This is a genomic window from Curtobacterium sp. ABR8 (assembly GCF_057812125.1).
Genome location: NZ_CM173818.1, coordinates 3675725 through 3692685 on the forward strand (window position 1 = coordinate 3675725; position 16961 = coordinate 3692685).

The 16961-nt window shown below is 70.1% G+C and carries 16 protein-coding genes; 3 read left to right on the forward strand and 13 right to left on the reverse strand.

All coding sequences use genetic code 11. The features are described 5' to 3' along the window. Nucleotides 1-7 precede the first annotated feature (7 nt). From ACXKZB_RS17515 to ACXKZB_RS17545, 7 genes are all read right to left on the reverse strand, one after another. A complete protein-coding gene (locus tag ACXKZB_RS17515) occupies nt 8-1894 on the reverse strand; it encodes a glycerol-3-phosphate dehydrogenase/oxidase (RefSeq protein WP_488824008.1) in 1887 nt (628 codons plus the stop codon). Nucleotides 1895-1959: 65 nt separating this feature from the next. Continuing rightward, on the reverse strand, nt 1960-3078 hold the full coding sequence (locus ACXKZB_RS17520; RefSeq protein WP_123311799.1) for a GuaB3 family IMP dehydrogenase-related protein: 1119 nt from the start codon (nt 3076-3078) through the stop codon (nt 1960-1962). A 52-nt stretch (nt 3079-3130) separates the two neighbouring features. Then, nucleotides 3131-3322, reverse strand: a complete 192-nt coding sequence (locus ACXKZB_RS17525) for a hypothetical protein (RefSeq protein ID WP_488824009.1) — start codon at nt 3320-3322, stop codon at nt 3131-3133. A gap of 216 nt (nt 3323-3538) precedes the next feature. Next, a complete protein-coding gene (locus ACXKZB_RS17530; RefSeq protein WP_488824010.1) occupies nt 3539-4345 on the reverse strand; it encodes an ABC transporter ATP-binding protein in 807 nt (268 codons plus the stop codon). Next, on the reverse strand, nt 4342-5244 hold the full coding sequence (locus tag ACXKZB_RS17535) for an ABC transporter ATP-binding protein (RefSeq protein ID WP_488824011.1): 903 nt from the start codon (nt 5242-5244) through the stop codon (nt 4342-4344). The genes ACXKZB_RS17530 and ACXKZB_RS17535 overlap by 4 nt, the downstream gene beginning before the upstream one ends. Continuing rightward, the gene (locus tag ACXKZB_RS17540; protein ID WP_123311797.1) at nt 5237-6223 is read right to left on the reverse strand and encodes a branched-chain amino acid ABC transporter permease; all 987 of its coding nucleotides are present in this window, start codon (nt 6221-6223) and stop codon (nt 5237-5239) included. The genes ACXKZB_RS17535 and ACXKZB_RS17540 overlap by 8 nt, the downstream gene beginning before the upstream one ends. 12 nt (nt 6224-6235) lie before the next feature. Then, nucleotides 6236-7546: a branched-chain amino acid ABC transporter permease gene (locus ACXKZB_RS17545; RefSeq protein ID WP_123312223.1), complete on the reverse strand. Its 1311-nt coding sequence runs from the start codon at nt 7544-7546 to the stop codon at nt 6236-6238. 336 nt (nt 7547-7882) lie between these two features. On the opposite strand from ACXKZB_RS17545, the gene guaB reads away from it, so the two are divergent. Beyond that, nucleotides 7883-9385 carry an IMP dehydrogenase gene (guaB, locus tag ACXKZB_RS17550; RefSeq protein ID WP_488824012.1) on the forward strand — a complete coding sequence of 501 codons (1503 nt, stop codon included), beginning with the start codon at nt 7883-7885 and terminating at the stop codon, nt 9383-9385. Nucleotides 9386-9687: 302 nt separating this feature from the next. Continuing rightward, entirely contained in the window at nt 9688-11019 is a 1332-nt protein-coding gene (locus tag ACXKZB_RS17555) for an ABC transporter substrate-binding protein (RefSeq protein WP_123311793.1), read from the forward strand. Between the two features lie 121 nt (nt 11020-11140). On the opposite strand, the gene rarD is transcribed toward ACXKZB_RS17555, so the two are convergent. Together rarD and groES are read right to left on the reverse strand one after the other, a co-directional pair. Beyond that, the gene (gene rarD, locus ACXKZB_RS17560) at nt 11141-12103 is read right to left on the reverse strand and encodes an EamA family transporter RarD (RefSeq protein ID WP_488824013.1); all 963 of its coding nucleotides are present in this window, start codon (nt 12101-12103) and stop codon (nt 11141-11143) included. Between the two features lie 122 nt (nt 12104-12225). Then, nucleotides 12226-12522, reverse strand: a complete 297-nt coding sequence (gene groES, locus ACXKZB_RS17565; protein WP_110893972.1) for a co-chaperone GroES — start codon at nt 12520-12522, stop codon at nt 12226-12228. A gap of 160 nt (nt 12523-12682) precedes the next feature. Between groES and ACXKZB_RS17570 the strand changes: the two genes are divergently transcribed. Then, nucleotides 12683-13873: a class I SAM-dependent methyltransferase gene (locus ACXKZB_RS17570; protein ID WP_488824014.1), complete on the forward strand. Its 1191-nt coding sequence runs from the start codon at nt 12683-12685 to the stop codon at nt 13871-13873. Here ACXKZB_RS17570 and ACXKZB_RS17575 read toward each other — a convergent pair. From ACXKZB_RS17575 to tsaB, 4 genes are all read right to left on the reverse strand, one after another. Further along, nucleotides 13866-14651 carry a DUF4190 domain-containing protein gene (locus ACXKZB_RS17575; RefSeq protein ID WP_488824015.1) on the reverse strand — a complete coding sequence of 262 codons (786 nt, stop codon included), beginning with the start codon at nt 14649-14651 and terminating at the stop codon, nt 13866-13868. The genes ACXKZB_RS17570 and ACXKZB_RS17575 overlap by 8 nt on opposite strands. An 89-nt stretch (nt 14652-14740) precedes the next feature. After that, complete coding sequence (tsaD, locus tag ACXKZB_RS17580; protein ID WP_488824016.1) at nt 14741-15796, reverse strand: tRNA (adenosine(37)-N6)-threonylcarbamoyltransferase complex transferase subunit TsaD; 1056 nt, start codon at nt 15794-15796, stop codon at nt 14741-14743. Continuing rightward, nucleotides 15783-16328, reverse strand: a complete 546-nt coding sequence (gene rimI, locus ACXKZB_RS17585) for a ribosomal protein S18-alanine N-acetyltransferase (RefSeq protein WP_488824017.1) — start codon at nt 16326-16328, stop codon at nt 15783-15785. Before rimI ends, tsaD begins: the two co-directional genes overlap by 14 nt. Then, nucleotides 16325-16960 (reverse strand): tRNA (adenosine(37)-N6)-threonylcarbamoyltransferase complex dimerization subunit type 1 TsaB, encoded by a 636-nt coding sequence (gene tsaB, locus ACXKZB_RS17590; protein WP_488824018.1) that lies wholly within the window; start codon nt 16958-16960, stop codon nt 16325-16327. The genes rimI and tsaB overlap by 4 nt, the downstream gene beginning before the upstream one ends. Nucleotide 16961: the final 1 nt, after the last annotated feature.

The following is a 16961-nucleotide window of genomic DNA, read 5'->3' on the forward strand; positions in this document are numbered from 1 at the left end:
CGGATCGCTACTCCGGCTCGCTCGTCTTCTCCCCCACCACCTGCTCGTCCGACGCCTTCGCGCCCTCGGCGCCGCCACTGCGGCCGCCACCCACGACGACGTCGTCCTCGTCGAAGCCGAACGCGATGTCCGGCGCCTCGAGCCGCACGCGGTCGGCGCTCTCGTCGTCGGGCTGCAGCTGCGACTCGCGTTCCGCGGCCACGCGCTTCAGGTAGTTCGACACCTCGTGCTCGGTCGTCTCCTGGTCCCAGCCGAGCACGTCGGCCATGAGCTTCGCGGCGACCGGGGCCGCCGACTCACCGCGGTCCCAGGCCTCGATCGAGATGCGGGTGCGGCGGGCGAGGACGTCCTCCAGGTGCAGGGCCCCCTCGTGCGATGCGGCGTACACGACCTCGGCCCCGATGTAGTCGTCGGCGCCCGGGAGCGGCTCGGCCAGGGTCGGGTCCTGCTCGACGAGCTGCAGCACCTCGGCGGCCAGGGTGCCGTAGCGGTTCAGCAGGTGCTCGATGCGGACCTTGTGCACGTTGAAGCTGCGGGCGGTCCGTGCGCGACGGTTCCACGCGGCCGGGTACCCCTCGGCCCCGAGCAGTGGGATGTCCTCGGTCGTCGACGCCGGGATCTTGCCGTCCATCGCGGCGACGGCCTCGTCGATGGCGTCCTTGCCCATCACCCGGTAGGTCGTCCACTTGCCGCCGGCGACGACCACGAGCCCGGGCACGGTGTGCGCCACGACGTGCTCGCGGCTGAGCTTCGAGGTCTGGTCGGACTCCCCCGCCAGCAACGGCCGGAGGCCCGCGTAGACACCCTCGACGTCTTCACGGGTGAGCGGGACGCGGAGCACCTTGTTGACGTGCTCGAGGATGTAGTCGATGTCCGCCGCGGTCGCCGCCGGGTGCGCCTTGTCGAGGTACCAGTCGGTGTCGGTCGTGCCGACCAGCCAGTGCCGGCCCCACGGGATCACGAACAGCACGCTCTTCTCGGTGCGCAGGATCATGCCCATGTTCGACTGGAACCGGTCGCGCGGGATGACCAGGTGCACGCCCTTCGACGCCCGCACCTTGAACTGCCCGCGGGTGCCGATCATCGCCTGCGTGTCGTCCGTCCAGACACCCGTGGCGTTCACGACCTGCTTCGCGCGGATCTCGAACCGCTCGCCGGTCTGGATGTCGTGGGCCTGCGCGCCGACGACGCGCTCACCCACCTTGATGAAGCCCTCGATCCGGATCCGGCTCGCGGCGTGGGCACCGTAGGACACCGCGGTGCGGACGAGCGAGGCCACGTAGCGGGCGTCGTCGACCTGGGCGTCGTAGTAGGTCATGCCGCCGACGAAGGCGTCCTTCTTGAGCGACGGCATCGAGCGGAGCACCTGCGTGCGGCTGAGGTGCCGGTGGTGCGGGACCCCGGGCGGGCGTCCACCGGACCAGCTGAAGGCGTCGTACATCGCCATGCCGATGCCGATGTAGAACCGCTCCCACACGCGGTGGTTGAGCGGGTACAGGAAGCGCACCGGCTTCACCAGGTGCGGGGCGATCCGCTGCAGCAGCAGCCCGCGTTCGATGAGGGCCTCGCGCACGAGCCCGAAGTTCAGCTGCTCCAGGTAGCGGATGCCGCCGTGCACGAGCTTCGACGAACGGCTCGACGTGCCGGAACCCCAGTCGCGGGCCTCGACGATGCCGACGGTCAGACCGCGGGTGACGGCGTCGAGCGCACTGCCCGCACCGACGATGCCGCCGCCCACGACCAGGACGTCGAGCTCCTTCGTCTTGAGGGTCTCGATCGCGGCCGCGCGTTCGTCGGGGCCGAGCTTGGCCGCGGGGTCGAACCCCGCTCCCGGCACGACGTCGCCAGGACGTCCGGCCGAACTGGTCTGCTTCGTGGTGCTGGACTTCGCCATCGTCGCCTCCGGGTCACGGTCGGCGCCGAGGCGTCACCCGCGTCGGTGCACGGGTGCCACCAGGATCACTGGTGGTACGGCGCCACGACCACTTCTACTCGCTGGAACTCCTTGGCGTCGGAGTATCCGGTCGTCGCCATCGATCGACGCAGCGCACCGACGAGGTTGGCACGGCCGTCGTGGGTCGGCGTCGGACCGTTCAGCACGTTCTCGAGCGGGGCGATCGTGCCCACTTCGACCCGACGACCACGGGGCAGCTCCGGGTGGTGCGCCTCGGCACCCCAGTGGAAGCCGCCGCCGGGCGCTTCGGTGGCACGGGCGAGCGCGGTGCCGAGCATGACGGCGTCGGCGCCGACCGCGATCGCCTTGACGATGTCGCCGGCGGTGTCGAGACCGCCGTCGGCGATGACGTGCACGTAGCGGCCGCCCGACTCGTCCAGGTAGTCACGACGGGCACCGGCGACGTCGGCGACCGCGGTGGCCATCGGCGCGTGGATGCCGAGCGCGGCGCGCGTGGTCGACGCAGCGCCGCCGCCGAACCCGACGAGGACACCGGCGGCACCGGTGCGCATCAGGTGCAGCGCCGACGTGTAGGTCGAAGCACCGCCCACGATCACCGGGACGTCGAGCTCGTAGATGAACTTCTTGAGGTTGAGGGGCTCTTCGTTCTGCGACACGTGCTCGGCCGAGACCGTCGTGCCGCGGATGACGAACAGGTCGACACCGGCGTCGACGACCGTCTTCGAGAACTCCTGCGTGCGCTGCGGGCTGAGCGAGCCGGCGACCGGGACCCCGGCGGCACGGATCTCGGCCAGGCGCGCGGTGATCAGCTCCGGCTTGATCGGCTCGGAGTAGATCTCCTGCATGCGCTTCGTGACGTTGCCGTCGGTGAGCGACTTGATCTCGTCGTAGTAGGGCGTCGGGTCCTCGTACCGGGTCCACAGCCCCTCGAGGTCGAGGACCCCCAGGATGCCGAGCTTGCCCATCTGGATGACCGTGGCCGGCGAGGACACGGAGTCCATCGGCGCGGAGAGGATCGGCGACGCGAAGGTGAACGCGTCGATCGACCACTGCACGCTGACGTCGCGCGGGTCACGCGTCCGCCTGGAGGGGACCACTGCGATGTCGTCGAACGCGTACGCCCGACGTCCGCGCTTGCCTGCACCGATCTCGACTTCGCTCACCCGGCAAGCCTACCGGGCGGGTCCGGTGGCGTGCACGGACCGGACGGTGCGGTCAGCGCTGGCGGCGCGGGGTCCGGCGGCGCTTGCGGAGCACCCGCAGCACGAAGCCGAGCAGGAGCGCGAGCACCACGAGCACCACCAGGAGCGCGGCCGCCACCTTCACGAGCAGCGCCGCCCCGACGAACAGCGCGACGAAGACCACCCACACCAGGGCGTCCATCGCGCCCGCCGACAGTCTCCGCACCTGCGGAACGATACCGACTCGACGGAGGCGATCCGGGCCTCCCGTTCGATCCGGAGCCGACCATGTACCGTCGCGAGCCGACGGGGCCCCACGCACCGTCGCGAGCCGACGGGGCCCACGTGCAGGAGCGGGGCCGTGCGGCGCGAAGCGACCACGCACGGCCCCACCCGTCGCGGATACCACCCCCACAGCGGTACCCGCAGTCGACACAGCGCGCTAGCGCCCTGCGTCGACGTCCTTGGCGAGCGTCCCCAGGTACAGCTCGATGACCTTCGGGTCGTCCGCGAGTTCCTTCCCCGTGCCCGAGTACGCGTTCCGCCCCTGGTCGAGCACGTACCCACGATCGCAGATCTGCAGACAGCGTCGCGCGTTCTGCTCCACCATGACGATCGACACACCGGCCTTGTTGATCCGTCGGGTCCGCAGGAACGTCTCGTCCTGCCGCACCGGCGACAGGCCCGCGCTCGGCTCGTCGAGCAGGAGCACCTTCGGGTCCATCATCAGCGCACGTGCCATCGCGACCGACTGTCGCTCACCACCGGACAGGGAGCCGGCCCGCTGGCCGCGCCGCTGCGCGAGCACCGGGAACAGGTCGTAGATGACCTCGAGCCGCTCGGCGAACTTGCGGGGCCGCAGGTACAGCCCCATCTGCAGGTTCTCCTCGATGGACAGCGAAGGGAACACGTTGTTCGTCTGCGGGACGAAGCCGACGCCGGCCTGGACGAGCTTGTTCGCCTTCAGGTTCGTGATGTCCTCGCCCTGCAGCGTGACCGATCCCTCACGGATCGACACGAGACCGAACAGGGCCTTCAGCAGGGTGGACTTGCCCGCACCGTTCGGTCCGATGATCCCGATCAGCTCGCCGGGGTAGCAGTCCAGGTCGCAGCCGTTCAGGATGTTCACGCCCGGCAGGTAGCCGGCGACGAGGTTCTTCGCGCTCAGCACCGGCTCGCGTTCCATCGTGGCCGCCTGGGACGGACTGGAGGCGCTGCTCGCGTTCGTGGGGTCGACTGCGTCCGTCATCGGGTCCTCTCCTCTGCTGCTGCGTCCGCCGCGTCTTCTTCCGCGACTTCCTCCGCGAGTTCCTCGAAGGTCTCCTCGGTGAGGAGCGAGTCGTCGCCCAGGTCGGTGTCGTGGTGCGCACCGAGGTACGCGTCGATGACCGCCTGGTCGTCCATCACGGTGTCGGCCGGACCCTCGGCGACGACCTTGCCCTCGGCCATCACGACCACCCAGTCCGAGATGTGCCGGACCATGTGCATGTCGTGCTCGACGAAGAGCACGGTCATGCCGTCGTCGCGCAGGGACTGGATGTGTCCGAGCAGCGACTGCGTCAGCGCGGGGTTCACGCCCGCCATCGGCTCGTCGAGCATGATCATCGTCGGGTCGGACATCAGCGCCCTGGCCATCTCGAGGAGCTTCCGCTGCCCGCCCGACAGCGAACCGGCGTAGTCGTCGGCCTTGTCGTCGAGCTTGAAGCGGGCGAGGAGGTCCTCGGCCTTCGCGGTGATCTCGCGCTCCCGCTTCGCCCACACGGGCTTGATCAGCGCCGCGAAGAAGTTCTCGCCGGGCTGGTCGCGGGCGCCGAGGAGCATGTTCTGCATGACGGTGAGCCGCGACAACGCCTTCGTCAGCTGGAACGTGCGCACCATGCCGCGGTTGGCGATGTGGGTCGCACTCGTCTTCTGCAGGGTCGCGCCGTTGAACTGCGTCCTCGCGCCGGGGCTCGGCTTGTCGAAGCCGGTCAGCAGGTTGAAGAAGGTCGTCTTGCCGGCACCGTTCGGGCCGATCAGGGCCGTGATCGAACCGCGCTGGACCTCGAGGTGGTCGACGTCCACGGCGGTCATGCCGCCGAAGTGCCGGGTGACGCCGTCGACGGTGAGGATCGGGTCGGCCTTCGTGTAGCCGTAGGTCTCAGACACTGAACGTCAGCTCCTTCTTGTTGCCGAGCAATCCCTGTGGACGGAACACGATCAGGAGCATGAGCGCGACGCCGACGAGCACGTAGGAGAACTGCTCCGCCTGCTGCGCGTTCATGATCGAGTCCGGGATGAAGTCGCCGGCCAGGGTGCGGATGAAGAGGCGGAGGACGAAGAAGAGCACGGCGCCGAGCACCGGACCGAACACCGTCGCGGCACCGCCGAGGATGAGCGCCGTCCAGATGAAGAACGTCATCGAGCGGCCCATGGCGTCCGGCTGCACCGAACTCGGCAGGACGTAGATGATCCCGGCGATCGCACCGAGTGCGCCACCGAACACGAGCGCCTGCATCTTGTACGAGTAGACGTTCTTGCCGAGGGAGCGGACGGCGTCCTCGTCCTCGCGGATCGCCTTCAGGACACGACCCCAGGGGCTGCGCATGAGCAGGAAGAGCACGAGCGTGAACAGGGCGACGAGCGCCCAGGCCGCGATGCGGATCCACCAGCCGTTGACGCCGTTGTTGGCGTAGGTGAACCAGAGGATCGTCGTGGTGCCGTCGGGCAGCGGGCTCAGGGCGGTGAAGGGGTCGCGGTAGCTCGACCCGGTGATGCCGTTCGAGCCGCCGGTCGTCGTGGTGAGCAGGCTCGAACGGCCGACCATGCGGATGATCTCGGCGCCGGAGATCGTCACGATCGCCAGGTAGTCGCCGCGGAGCCGCAGGGTCGGGACGCCGAGGATGATCGCGAACACGATGGCGACGAGCAGGGCGATGAGCACCGCCATCACGAACGGCAGCCCGTTGGTGATCGAGATCGCGAAGCCGTAGGCACCGAGCAGCAGGAACGCCGCCTGGCCCATGTTCACGAGCCCGGTCAGGCCGAAGTGCACGTTCAGTCCGATGGCCGCCAGCGCGAACGCCGCCGTGGTCGGGGCGAGGGCCTCCTGGGTGAGCGAGGACAGCAGGTTGAGGATGTAGTCCATGCGCGTGCTCCCTTAGCCGACCCGCTCGGCGCGGCCGAAGATGCCCTGCGGCCGGAACAGCAGGATGAGGATGAGGATGACGAGGGCGGTGGCGTACTTGAAGTCACCGGGGAGCACGAGGTTCGTGAGCTCGACGACGACGCCGATGATCATCGACCCGACGAGTGCGCCGTAGGCCGTGCCGAGGCCACCGAGCGTGACCGAGGCGAACATGAGCAGGAGCAGCTGCAGGCCGGTCTGCCAGTTCACGCCGTTCAGGACGAGGCCGAGCATCACGCCGGACAGCCCGGCGAGACCGGCGGCGAGCGTCCACACGAAGCGGATGACCCGGTCGACGTCGATGCCGGACGCTGCGGCGAGCGCCGGGTTGTCCGACACCGCACGGGTGGCCCGGCCGAAGCGGGTCTTCGCCAGGAACAGCCCGGTGGCGACCAGGACGACGAGCGCGATGCCCATCGCCACGTAGGACTGCACCGTGAGGGTGACCCCGGCGAACCGGACCGTCTCGGGGTTGCCCTGCTGGATGCGGACGGTCGCTGCGCCGAAGAAGTACTGGAACGCGTACTGGGCGGCGATCGACAGACCGATCGTCACGATCATGAGCTGCGTGAGGCTGATCCGCTTGCGCCGCAGCGGTCGCCAGATCCCGGCGTCCTGCAGGTACCCGGTCGCCGCGCACAACAGCGTGACGACGATGCCGGTCACCCAGATGTTCCAGCCGAGCTGGTTCGCGAACACGTAGGCCAGCAGCCCGCCGAGGGTGACCTGCTCGCCGTGCGAGAAGCTCGACAGCCCCGTCGTGCCGTAGATGAGCGAGAGGCCGATCGACGCGAGCGCGATGAGCAGGCCGAGGCGGATGCCCGAGGCGAACTGCTGCCATGCCCGCTGCGGGCTGACGCTCGACGAATCGGACGTGGTCGTCGCGCCCTTCTGGTCGGACAGCTGGAAGATCTGTCCGACGTTGGCGTTCAGCGTCGCCTGGACCTTGCGCTCGGCGTCGGCCGCGTTCGTCAGGTACTGGCCCTTCGGCAGGGTGGCCTGGTCGACGCTGACGGTGTACTCGCCGGCCTCGTCGACACTGACCGACCAGCGGCCGTCGGCGTTCGTCGTCGCCGTCTCGGCGAAGCCACCGGGGCCGGCGACGTCGACGTCGACGTCCTCGGCCGGTTCGCGCTCGGAGTCGGTGATCGTGCCCTGGATGCACCCGTTGTCGGGGCTGACGGTGCAGGACTGACTGGTCGCCGGCGCCGACGTGGCGCTGAAGGCCGGCAGGGTGACCGCCCAGTCGATCAGGAAGGTCGCCAGGAACGCGGCGACGAGCACGGCCGCGAGGACCGGTCGACGTCGCGCCTGGCGGAGGCGGAACAGACGCGGCTGCGCCCGTCCCGGAGGAGTGATGGATCCCACGGAAGAGCCTCTCGTTCGGATGACGAGGAACCTATGGGGATTTTGTGACACCCGTGTTTCCAACACGTTCCCTGTGTGATTCGTACCCGAACTGTGACGTTGTGGAGGAACGCGTCCGGAGGGGGCGCGATCCGTTCCCCCAGGCGGAACGCGGAATAGCGGGAGGGCCCGTGCGCGTTACCATGTCCTATCCGGAACCCGCCGTTGCGTTCCCGGTGTCTCGACCACTTCACTCGCCCACGAAGGGGACCCATGGACCAGCCGGATCCGTTCGGATTCATCGGACTCACGTACGACGACGTCATGCTCCTGCCGGGGCACACCGACGTCATCCCGAGCGAGGCGTCCACCGCGTCCCGGCTCACCAGGCGGATCTCCGTCAACGTCCCGCTGCTCTCCGCGGCGATGGACACCGTCACCGAAGCCCGCATGGCCATCGCCATGGCGCGGCAGGGCGGCATCGGGATCCTGCACCGCAACCTGTCCATCGAGGACCAGGCGGCCTACGTCGACAAGGTCAAGCGCTCCGAGTCGGGCATGATCACCAACCCGGTGACCACAACCCCGGACGCCACGGTGGCCGAGGTCGACGCGATCTGCGGTCAGTTCCGCGTCTCCGGCCTGCCCGTGGTCGAGGCGGACGGCACCCTCGTCGGCATCATCACCAACCGCGACATGCGGTTCGTGGCGACGTTCGAGCAGTCGACCACCTTCGTGCGCGACGTCATGACCAAGGCGCCGCTGATCACCGCGATGGAGGGCATCGACCCGGAAGAAGCCATCGCGATCTTCGCGCAGCACAAGATCGAGAAGCTGCCGCTGGTGGACGCCCAGGGCAAGCTCCGCGGTCTCATCACCGTCAAGGACTTCGACAAGAGCGAGCAGTACCCGGACGCCACGAAGGACGACGAGGGTCGACTGCGCGTCGGTGCCGCGATCGGCTTCTTCGGTGACGCCTGGCAGCGTGCCGAGGCCCTGCGTGACGCCGGCGTCGACGTGCTCGTCGTCGACACCGCCAACGGCGAGAGCGAAGGCGTGCTCGACATGGTGCGCCGTCTCAAGGCCGACCCGTCGTTCGCGGACATCGACGTCATCGGCGGCAACGTCGCGACCCGTGCCGGTGCGCAGGCACTCATCGACGCCGGTGTCGACGCCGTCAAGGTGGGCGTCGGGCCCGGCTCGATCTGCACCACCCGCGTCGTCGCCGGCGTCGGTGTGCCGCAGGTCACCGCCGTGTACGAGGCCTCCCTCGCAGCACGCGAAGCCGGCGTGCCGATCATCGCCGACGGTGGCCTGCAGTACTCGGGCGACATCGCCAAGGCCCTGGTGGCCGGTGCCGACACCGTCATGCTCGGCTCGCTGTTGGCCGGCACCGACGAGTCCCCCGGCGACCTGGTCTTCGTGGGCGGCAAGCAGTTCAAGGCGTACCGCGGGATGGGCTCCCTGGGCGCACTGCAGACCCGCGGCAAGAAGACCTCGTACTCGAAGGACCGCTACTTCCAGGCCGACGTCCCCAACGACGACAAGCTGATCCCCGAGGGCATCGAGGGCCAGGTGCCCTACCGCGGCTCGGTCGGCAACGTCGTGTACCAGCTCACCGGTGGGCTCCGGCAGTCGATGTTCTACGTCGGCGGCCGCACGATCCCGGAGCTCAAGGCCCGCGGCAAGTTCGTCCGCATCACGGCTGCCGGGCTCAAGGAGTCGCACCCGCACGACGTCCAGATGGTCGTCGAGGCGCCGAACTACCGCAGCTGAGCCGACTGCACCCCGAACGCCCCGCTTCCCACCGGAGCGGGGCGTTCGTCGTTGGCGGATCCGGAGGGCAACGAGTTCTGTCCTGCGTTCCGCGGCTGAACGCGACGGCTGACGCGGGACCGGTCCGGGCGCCGATCCCTGATCCTCCGCACAGGAACGTCACGGCTCGGTAACGAAACAGTTTTGCGTACCGCCCCGTCACACGGGCGAAACACATGGACCCTACGTTTCTCGACATCCAGTGGAGGCGCCGCGTTCGACCCGAAGCGGCAACGCCTCCGCGCAGAGAAAGGGCTCCACGGATGATCAGAACCACCCGTGCCACCACGGCACTGGCGTTGGCAGGCGCAGCAGCCGTCCTGCTCGCAGCGTGTTCCACGACCAGCAGCGGCGACTCCCCTTCCAGCTCGGCGTCGAGCGACGCGAAGAAGGACCCCGCCGCCAGCTGCAAGGCCCCCGACACCCCCAGCACCGACGCGCTGAAGATCGGCACGATCCTGCCGCTCACCGGCTCGCTCGCCTACCTGAACCCGCCGGCCGAGTCCGGTGTCGGCCTCGCGGTCAAGGACATCAACGCCGCGGGCGGCGTCCTCGACAAGGACGTCACCATCGACCCCGCGACCGACTCCGGCGACAGCAACGACATGACCGTGTCGAGCTCGGCTGCGACGAAGCTCGTGAACGCGAAGGTCCCGGTCGCGATCGGCGCCGAGTCCTCGTCGGTCACGCTCAACGTCATCGACCAGCTCACCAGCAACTGCATCGTCGAGATCTCGCCCGCGAACACCGCGAGCGACCTCTCGGGCTACTCGTCGTACTACTACCGGACCGCTCCGCCGGACTCGGTGCAGGGTTCGGCGCTCGGTCAGCTCGTGACCGGTGACGGCAACGCCAAGGTCGCGTTCCTCGTCTTCAACGACACCTACGGCACGGGCCTCCGCAACTCGGTGCAGTCCGCGGTCGAGGCCTCCGGTGGCCAGGTCGTCTACGGCGGCAAGGGCGAGGGCCAGGAGTTCCCGCCCGGTCAGACCACGTTCTCGTCCGAGGTGACGGCCGCGCTCGCAGCCAAGCCGGACGCGATCGTCGTCCTGGCCTTCGACGAGACGAAGTCGATCATCCCGGAGCTCGTCTCGCAGGGGAACACGGCGAAGATCTACATGTCCGACGGCAACACGGCTGACTACTCGAAGGACTTCGACAAGGGCACCCTGACCGGCGCCCAGGGCACCATCCCCGGTGCCTCGCCGAAGGACGACTTCAAGAAGCAGCTGTCCGCCTTCTACAAGGACTCGTCGGGCAAGACGCTCGCCGACTACTCGTACGCGGCGGAGTCGTACGACGCCACCGTCCTCGCCGCCCTGGCAGCGGTGAAGGGCAAGGGCACCGACTCCGGCACGATCCAGGCCAACATGGCCGCGGTCTCCGGAGCCGACGGCGGCACCGAGTGCGCCACGTTCAAGGAGTGCGTCGCGCTCCTCGACGACGGCAAGGACATCCACTACACCGGCCCGTCCGGCATCGGTCCGTTCGACGACAACAACGACCCGTCGAGCGCCTACATCGGCATCTACAAGTTCGACGGCGACAACAAGCCCGTCTACCAGAGCGCCATCCAGGGCGCGGTCAAGAAGTAGGGCACCGGCTCCACCCCACGAAAGCGACAGTCCCCCGCGGGTCATCCGCGGGGGACTGTCGCTTTCGCGTGCGGGTGGCTGAGCGGGCGGACGGGCGGACGGGAGGCCCGGGGTGCGCCCGTCAGGCGGGCTCGGCCGGAGCAGGTGCGAGCGCTCGGCGGCGGGACGCCCGCGCGGCGGCGAACGAGTCCGCCGTCAGTACCGCGAGCGCCAACCACACGATGCCGAAGCCGAACCAGCGCGCCGGCGGCATCGCCTCGTGCTGCACCACCACACCGACGAGCAGCTGCATCACGGGCGCGAGGTACTGCGTCAACCCCAGGGTCGACAGGCTCACCCGCCGCGCCGAGGACGCGAACAGCAGGAGCGGGACCGCCGTCGCCGGCCCCGTGAGCACCGTCACCAGGACGTGCACCCAGCCCTCGCTCGTGAACGTCACGCCGCCGCCGAGGCCCGTCGCACCGAGGACGAGCAGCGCCACGACCGCGATCGGCAGCAGCCACACGGTCTCGATCGTGAGGCCACTCAGTGCGTCGACCGTGCCGCCGACGCGCTTCTTCACCAGGCCGTAGAGGCCGAAGGAACACGCGAGCACCAGCGAGATCCACGGCACCTGGCCGTAGCCGACGGCGATCACGACGACCGCCACGACGCTGATGCCGACGGCCGCCCACTGCGCCGGCCGAAGCCGTTCGCGCAGGACCACGACGCCGAGTGCGATCGTGACCAGGGGGTTGATGAAGTACCCGAGTGCCGCCTCGACGGTGTGGCCGGTGGTCGTCGCCAGGACGTACACGGTCCAGTTCACCAGGATGAGGACCGCGGCCAGGCCCATCACGGCCATCACCCGCCGCTGCGCCATCAGGGTGCGGGTGCGGAGCCACGAGCGGGTGACGGCGATCGCCACCGCGCAGAACACCAGCCCGAAGACGATGCGCCAGGCGACGATCTCGAACGCGCCGGCCGGGGCCATGGCTGCGAAGAGCAGGGGCATGAGGCCCCAGAGCCCGTACGCGATGATCGCCTGCACCACGCCGACGGATGCCTCGCTGCGGACGGGTCGCGCCGGACTCGGTTCACTCACGGAACCATCCTAGGAACGACCGCCGACGAGCCGGACGGACCACGGGCCTCCCGGTCGCCCCGAACGCACGGACGCCCCGCCGGCCGACAGGCCGAACGGGGCGTCCGAGAGGAGTACTGGACTCAGTTGACGACGACCGCGAGGACGTCACGGGCCGACAGGACCAGCAGGTCCTCGCCCGAGTACTTGACCTCGGTTCCGCCGTACTTGGAGTAGATGACCTTGTCACCCACGGCGACGTCGAGCGGGACGCGGTTGCCGTTGTCGTCGATGCGACCCGGACCCACGGCGACGACCTCGCCCTCCTGGGGCTTCTCCTTCGCGGTGTCGGGGATGACCAGACCGGATGCGGTGGTCTGCTCCGCCTCGACCTGGCGGATGACGATGCGATCCTCGAGCGGCTTGATGCTGACGGCCACGGTGACCTCTTCTTTCTCGGTACGGACTCGGTACAGATGAAAACCGGGTTGGCACTACGCACAGGAGAGTGCCAACGCCAACTCTAGGGGGACACTGGCACTCGGTCAATCCGAGTGCCAGCACATCCGGAGAACATCCAGCACCTGGGAGGATCGGGACATGGAAGCCGCCGAACTCGCCGCACTGCTGACCCCTGACGGGATGGCCCTGCTCGACCGTACCCCCGGCGTCTCGGACGGCGGCGAGATCGTCCGGGTGGTGTCCCGGCTCCGGTCCGAAGGCCACGACCAGCAGCTCGTCTCGGCGGTCCTGACCCAGGCGAAGCTCCGGCAGAAGGCCCGTGGCAAGTTCGGCGACTTCGCCGCCCGCATGCTCTTCACCGAGGCCGGTCTCGAGCAGGCGACCCGCCTGCAGGTCGCCGCACAGCACGCCGGGCGCTTCGCCGCGGCCGGGCTCACGCGTGTCGCCGACCTCGGCTGCGGCATCGGCGGCGACGCGATGGCGATGGCCGCGCTCGACCTCGACGTCACCGCGGTGGACCGCGACGAGGTCACCGCTGCGGTCGCGACGCACAACCTCGCGGTGTGGCCGAACGCACGGGTCGAACTGGGCGACGCGGCCGCGTTCGACGTCTCCCGCGTCGACGGCATCTGGATGGACCCCGCACGTCGGACCTCCGGCCACTCGGACACCCGTCGCCTGGCCGACCCCGACGACTGGTCGCCGTCCCTGGACACCGTGTTCGCCGCCGCGACGAGCACCCCGACGGGCGTGAAGCTCGGGCCCGGCATCGACCGCGAACTGATCCCCGACACCGCCGAGGCGCAGTGGACCTCCGTCGACCGCGAGGTCGTCGAGCTCGCGCTGTGGTTCGGGCCCCTCGCCCGGCCGGGGATCCGCCGAGCGGCCACCGTGATCGGTGCGCACGGCATCGCCGAGATGACCGGCCCGGCCGACGCCGAGGACGCCGAGGTGGGCCCGCTCGGCGCCTACCTGTACGAGCCGGACGGCGCCGTCATCCGCGCACGGCTCATCGGCGACCTGGCACGCGCCCTCGACGGCCACATGGTCTCCGACGGGATCGCGTACGTGACCTCGGACCGTGCCGTGACGACGCCGTTCGCCCAGGGCTTCCGGGTGCTGGACACCATGCCGCTCGACGTCAAGCGCCTGTCGGCGCGGCTCGCAGCGGACGGCATCGGCACCGTGGAGATCAAGAAGCGCGGCGTCGACGTCGACCCGGCGCAGTTCCGCAAACGGCTGCGGCTGCGCGGGACCGGCCGGGTCACGCTCGTGCTCACCCGCCTGGACGGGCGGCACAGCGCGGTCCTGTGCGAGCGGCTCAGCTGATGAAGGCGCCGGTGCCCGAGTCGTAGTCGTAGGTGGAGTACGAGCTCTGGCCGATCGCGCCGAGGAAGATGATGAAGGCGATCCAGATCAGCCAGACACCGGTCATCACCCAGCCGGAGATGATGCCGGTGAGGGCGAGGCCGCGGCCGGCTTCGCCGTTCTGCTTGATCTTGCCGAGCGCGACGTGGCCGAGGATCGCGCCGGCCGGACCGAGCAGGATCGCGATGAACCACATCGGGATGGCGGCGAGACCGAACACGATCGAGAGGATCGCCAGGGTGTTGGTCTTCGGGCGCTGCGCGTAGGGCTGGTACCCGGTCGACCCGTAGGCGCCAGCGGGCGCGTACGGCTGCTGCTGCGGCTGCGCGTAGGGGTTCTGCCCGCCCTGGGGCTGCGCGTAGGGGTTCTGGCCGCCCTGCTGCTGCGCGTACGGGTTCTGCTGGCCGTACGGGTTCTGGGCCGCACCGTACGGGTCCTGGGGCGCCTGCGGGGCCGAGTACGGGTTCTGCGGCTGCTGCGGCTGCGCGTACGGGTTCGACGGCTGCGGCTGTCCGTACGGGTTGGACTGCTGGGGCTGGCCGGAGGGGTTCGGCTGCTGCGGTGCCGCGTACGGGTTCGACGGGTGCTGCTGTCCGTACGGGTTCTGCGGCTGCTCGGGAGCCGACGGGGCCCGCGGTGCCTGCGGTGCGTCCGGTGCGGGCGTCCCCTGCGGCTGCCCACCGGTCGTGCTGCCCGGCGTCGTCTCGCCCGGCTTCGGCCACTCGTTCTGATCGGACACCGTCCACCCCTCTCGGCGCCCGGTCTCTCCGACGCCACGTGAATCCTCCCACAGGCACCCGACGGCCGACCGGTCGGGGCCCGGACGGTTCAGACCTGGACGGTCGTCACCGGCAACGTCGAATCGGCCGCGATCCCGAGGTCGCTCGGCGCATGCCCCTCGGCGACCAGCCGTGCGCCGACGGCCGCGATCATGGCGCCGTTGTCCGTGCACAGGTCGAACGGCGGGATCCGCAGCTGCACCCCCGCGGCGGCGCACCGCTCCTCGGCGACCTGCCGCAGCCGGGCGTTCGCGACGACACCGCCACCGAGCAGGAGCCGGTCGACGCCGGTGTCGCGGCAGGCGTTCAGGGCCTTGGTCAGCAGGACGTCGACGACGGCTTCGCGGAAGCTCGCCGCGACGTCGGCCACGGGCACCTCGCGCCCCTCGTCACGGCAGCGCTCGACCCAGCGGGCGACGGCGGTCTTCAGTCCCGAGAACGAGAAGTCGTAGCGGTGCGCGGCCAGGTCCTTCGGCAGCGTCAGGCCGCGGGGGAACCGGATGGCCTTCGGGTCACCGTCGGCCGCGGCCCGGTCGATCTGCGGCCCGCCGGGGTACGGCAGACCGAGCAGCCGTGCGACCTTGTCGAACGCCTCGCCCGCGGCGTCGTCGATCGTCTCGCCGAGCAGTTCGACGTCGCCGACCAGGTCCTTCACGAGCAGCAGCGAGGTGTGCCCGCCGGACACCAGCAGCGCGATCGTCGGCAGCTCGATGTCGCTGCCGTCGGTGCGCAGGACGTCGGCGCCGACGTGCCCGACCAGGTGGTTCACGCCGTACAGGGGCTTGCCGGTGGCGACGGCGAGCGCCTTCGCAGCCCCCACCCCGACCATGAGCGCACCCGCCAGACCGGGTCCGGCGGTGACGGCGACGGCGTCGAGCTCGTCGAGGGTGACCCCGGCCCGCTCGAGCGCCTCGTGGAGCGTGGGGGTCATCGCCTCGAGGTGGGCTCGTGCGGCGACCTCGGGCACGACACCGCCGTACCGGGCGTGCTCGTCCATGCTCGAGGCGATGACGTTCGCGAGCAGGGTGCTCCCCCGCACGATGCCCACGCCGGTCTCGTCGCAGCTCGTCTCGATGCCGAGCACCAGTGGTTCAGTCCCGCTCACCGAGGGCCTCCTGTCCGATGGGTCCGACGCCCGACGACCGCTCGGCGTCCGGGCCGGGCAGTTGCGCCCGCATCACCCACGCGTCGACGCCGTCCGGCTGGTAGTAGCGCGGCCGGGTCGCGATGTGCTCGAACCCGAACGCCGTGTACATCGACTGCGCGACCGGGTTGTCGGCGCGCACCTCGAGGAAGACCTCGCGCACACCACGGCGGCGGGCCTCGTCGAGGAGCTCCGTGAACAGCACCCGCCCGAGCCCCTTGCCGCGCTGGTCCGCAGCGACCGCGATGGTCTGCACGTCGGCGACCGGGTTGCCCGCCAGCGAGGACAGTCCGGCGTACCCGACGACCAGCGGTGCCGCGGGTTGGTCGACGGTCTCGATGACGATGTAGTACCCGTGCGGCGAGTACAGCTCGCCGGACATCTGGGACGCCGACCAGGCGTCCGTCGGGAACGAGACGTGCTCGAGCCACATGATGTCGTCGAGGTCCTGCGGGTGCGCCCGCCGCAGGCGGAGCCCGTCCGGCAGGGTCACTGCTTCACCCGTTTCGGCGCACCCGGCACCGTGACGTCGGGTTCCCGCAGGTACAGGGGGGCGTCCTGGTCGAACCCCGTGCCGGACCGCAGGCGGTCCGCGGCGAGTGATCCGAGCCTCCGGGCGGGGATGGACAGGGCCGTCACGCGGTCCCAGCCCACCGCTTCGGGCCGGGAGGCACGGATCGCCTCGTCGAGATCGGCGGGCCTGGCGAGACCCGGACCCGCAACCCGCGTGCCGGTCTGGTCGTACGCGCTCCAGTAGACCTCGCGCCGGCGGGCGTCCGTCAGGACGACGAACGGTCCGTCCCGTCGGCCGTCGCGCTCATCGGCCGCGACCGCGTCGTGGCTGACGAGCGGCAGGACGGGGACACCGACCGCCGCGGCGAAGGTGCGCGCGGCAGCGATGCCGACGCGCAGGCCGGTGAACGGGCCGGGGCCCATGCCGGCGACGACACCCGTGACGTCCGCGCCGGTGATGCCCGCCTCGGCGAGCGCGTCGGCCAGGAACGGTCCGATCACCTCGGCGTGCCGGCGGCTGTCCTCGGTGTCACGGGTCGCGACGGGCTTGCCGGTGGCCGGGTCGACGACGGCGACGGATGTTCCGGCGGAGGTGTCGATGGCGAGGAGCACC

What these genes read in the sequence shown, in the direction of transcription:
- ACXKZB_RS17515 (WP_488824008.1), bottom strand. Translation starts at nt 1,894, where the DNA reads ATGGCGAAGTCCAGCACCACGAAGCAGACCAGTTCGGCCGGACGTCCT.
- ACXKZB_RS17530 (WP_488824010.1), bottom strand. Translation starts at nt 4,345, where the DNA reads ATGACGGACGCAGTCGACCCCACGAACGCGAGCAGCGCCTCCAGTCCG.
- ACXKZB_RS17540 (WP_123311797.1), bottom strand. Translation starts at nt 6,223, where the DNA reads ATGGACTACATCCTCAACCTGCTGTCCTCGCTCACCCAGGAGGCCCTC.
- guaB (WP_488824012.1), top strand. Translation starts at nt 7,883, where the DNA reads ATGGACCAGCCGGATCCGTTCGGATTCATCGGACTCACGTACGACGAC.
- ACXKZB_RS17555 (WP_123311793.1), top strand. Translation starts at nt 9,688, where the DNA reads ATGATCAGAACCACCCGTGCCACCACGGCACTGGCGTTGGCAGGCGCA.
- ACXKZB_RS17570 (WP_488824014.1), top strand. Translation starts at nt 12,683, where the DNA reads ATGGAAGCCGCCGAACTCGCCGCACTGCTGACCCCTGACGGGATGGCC.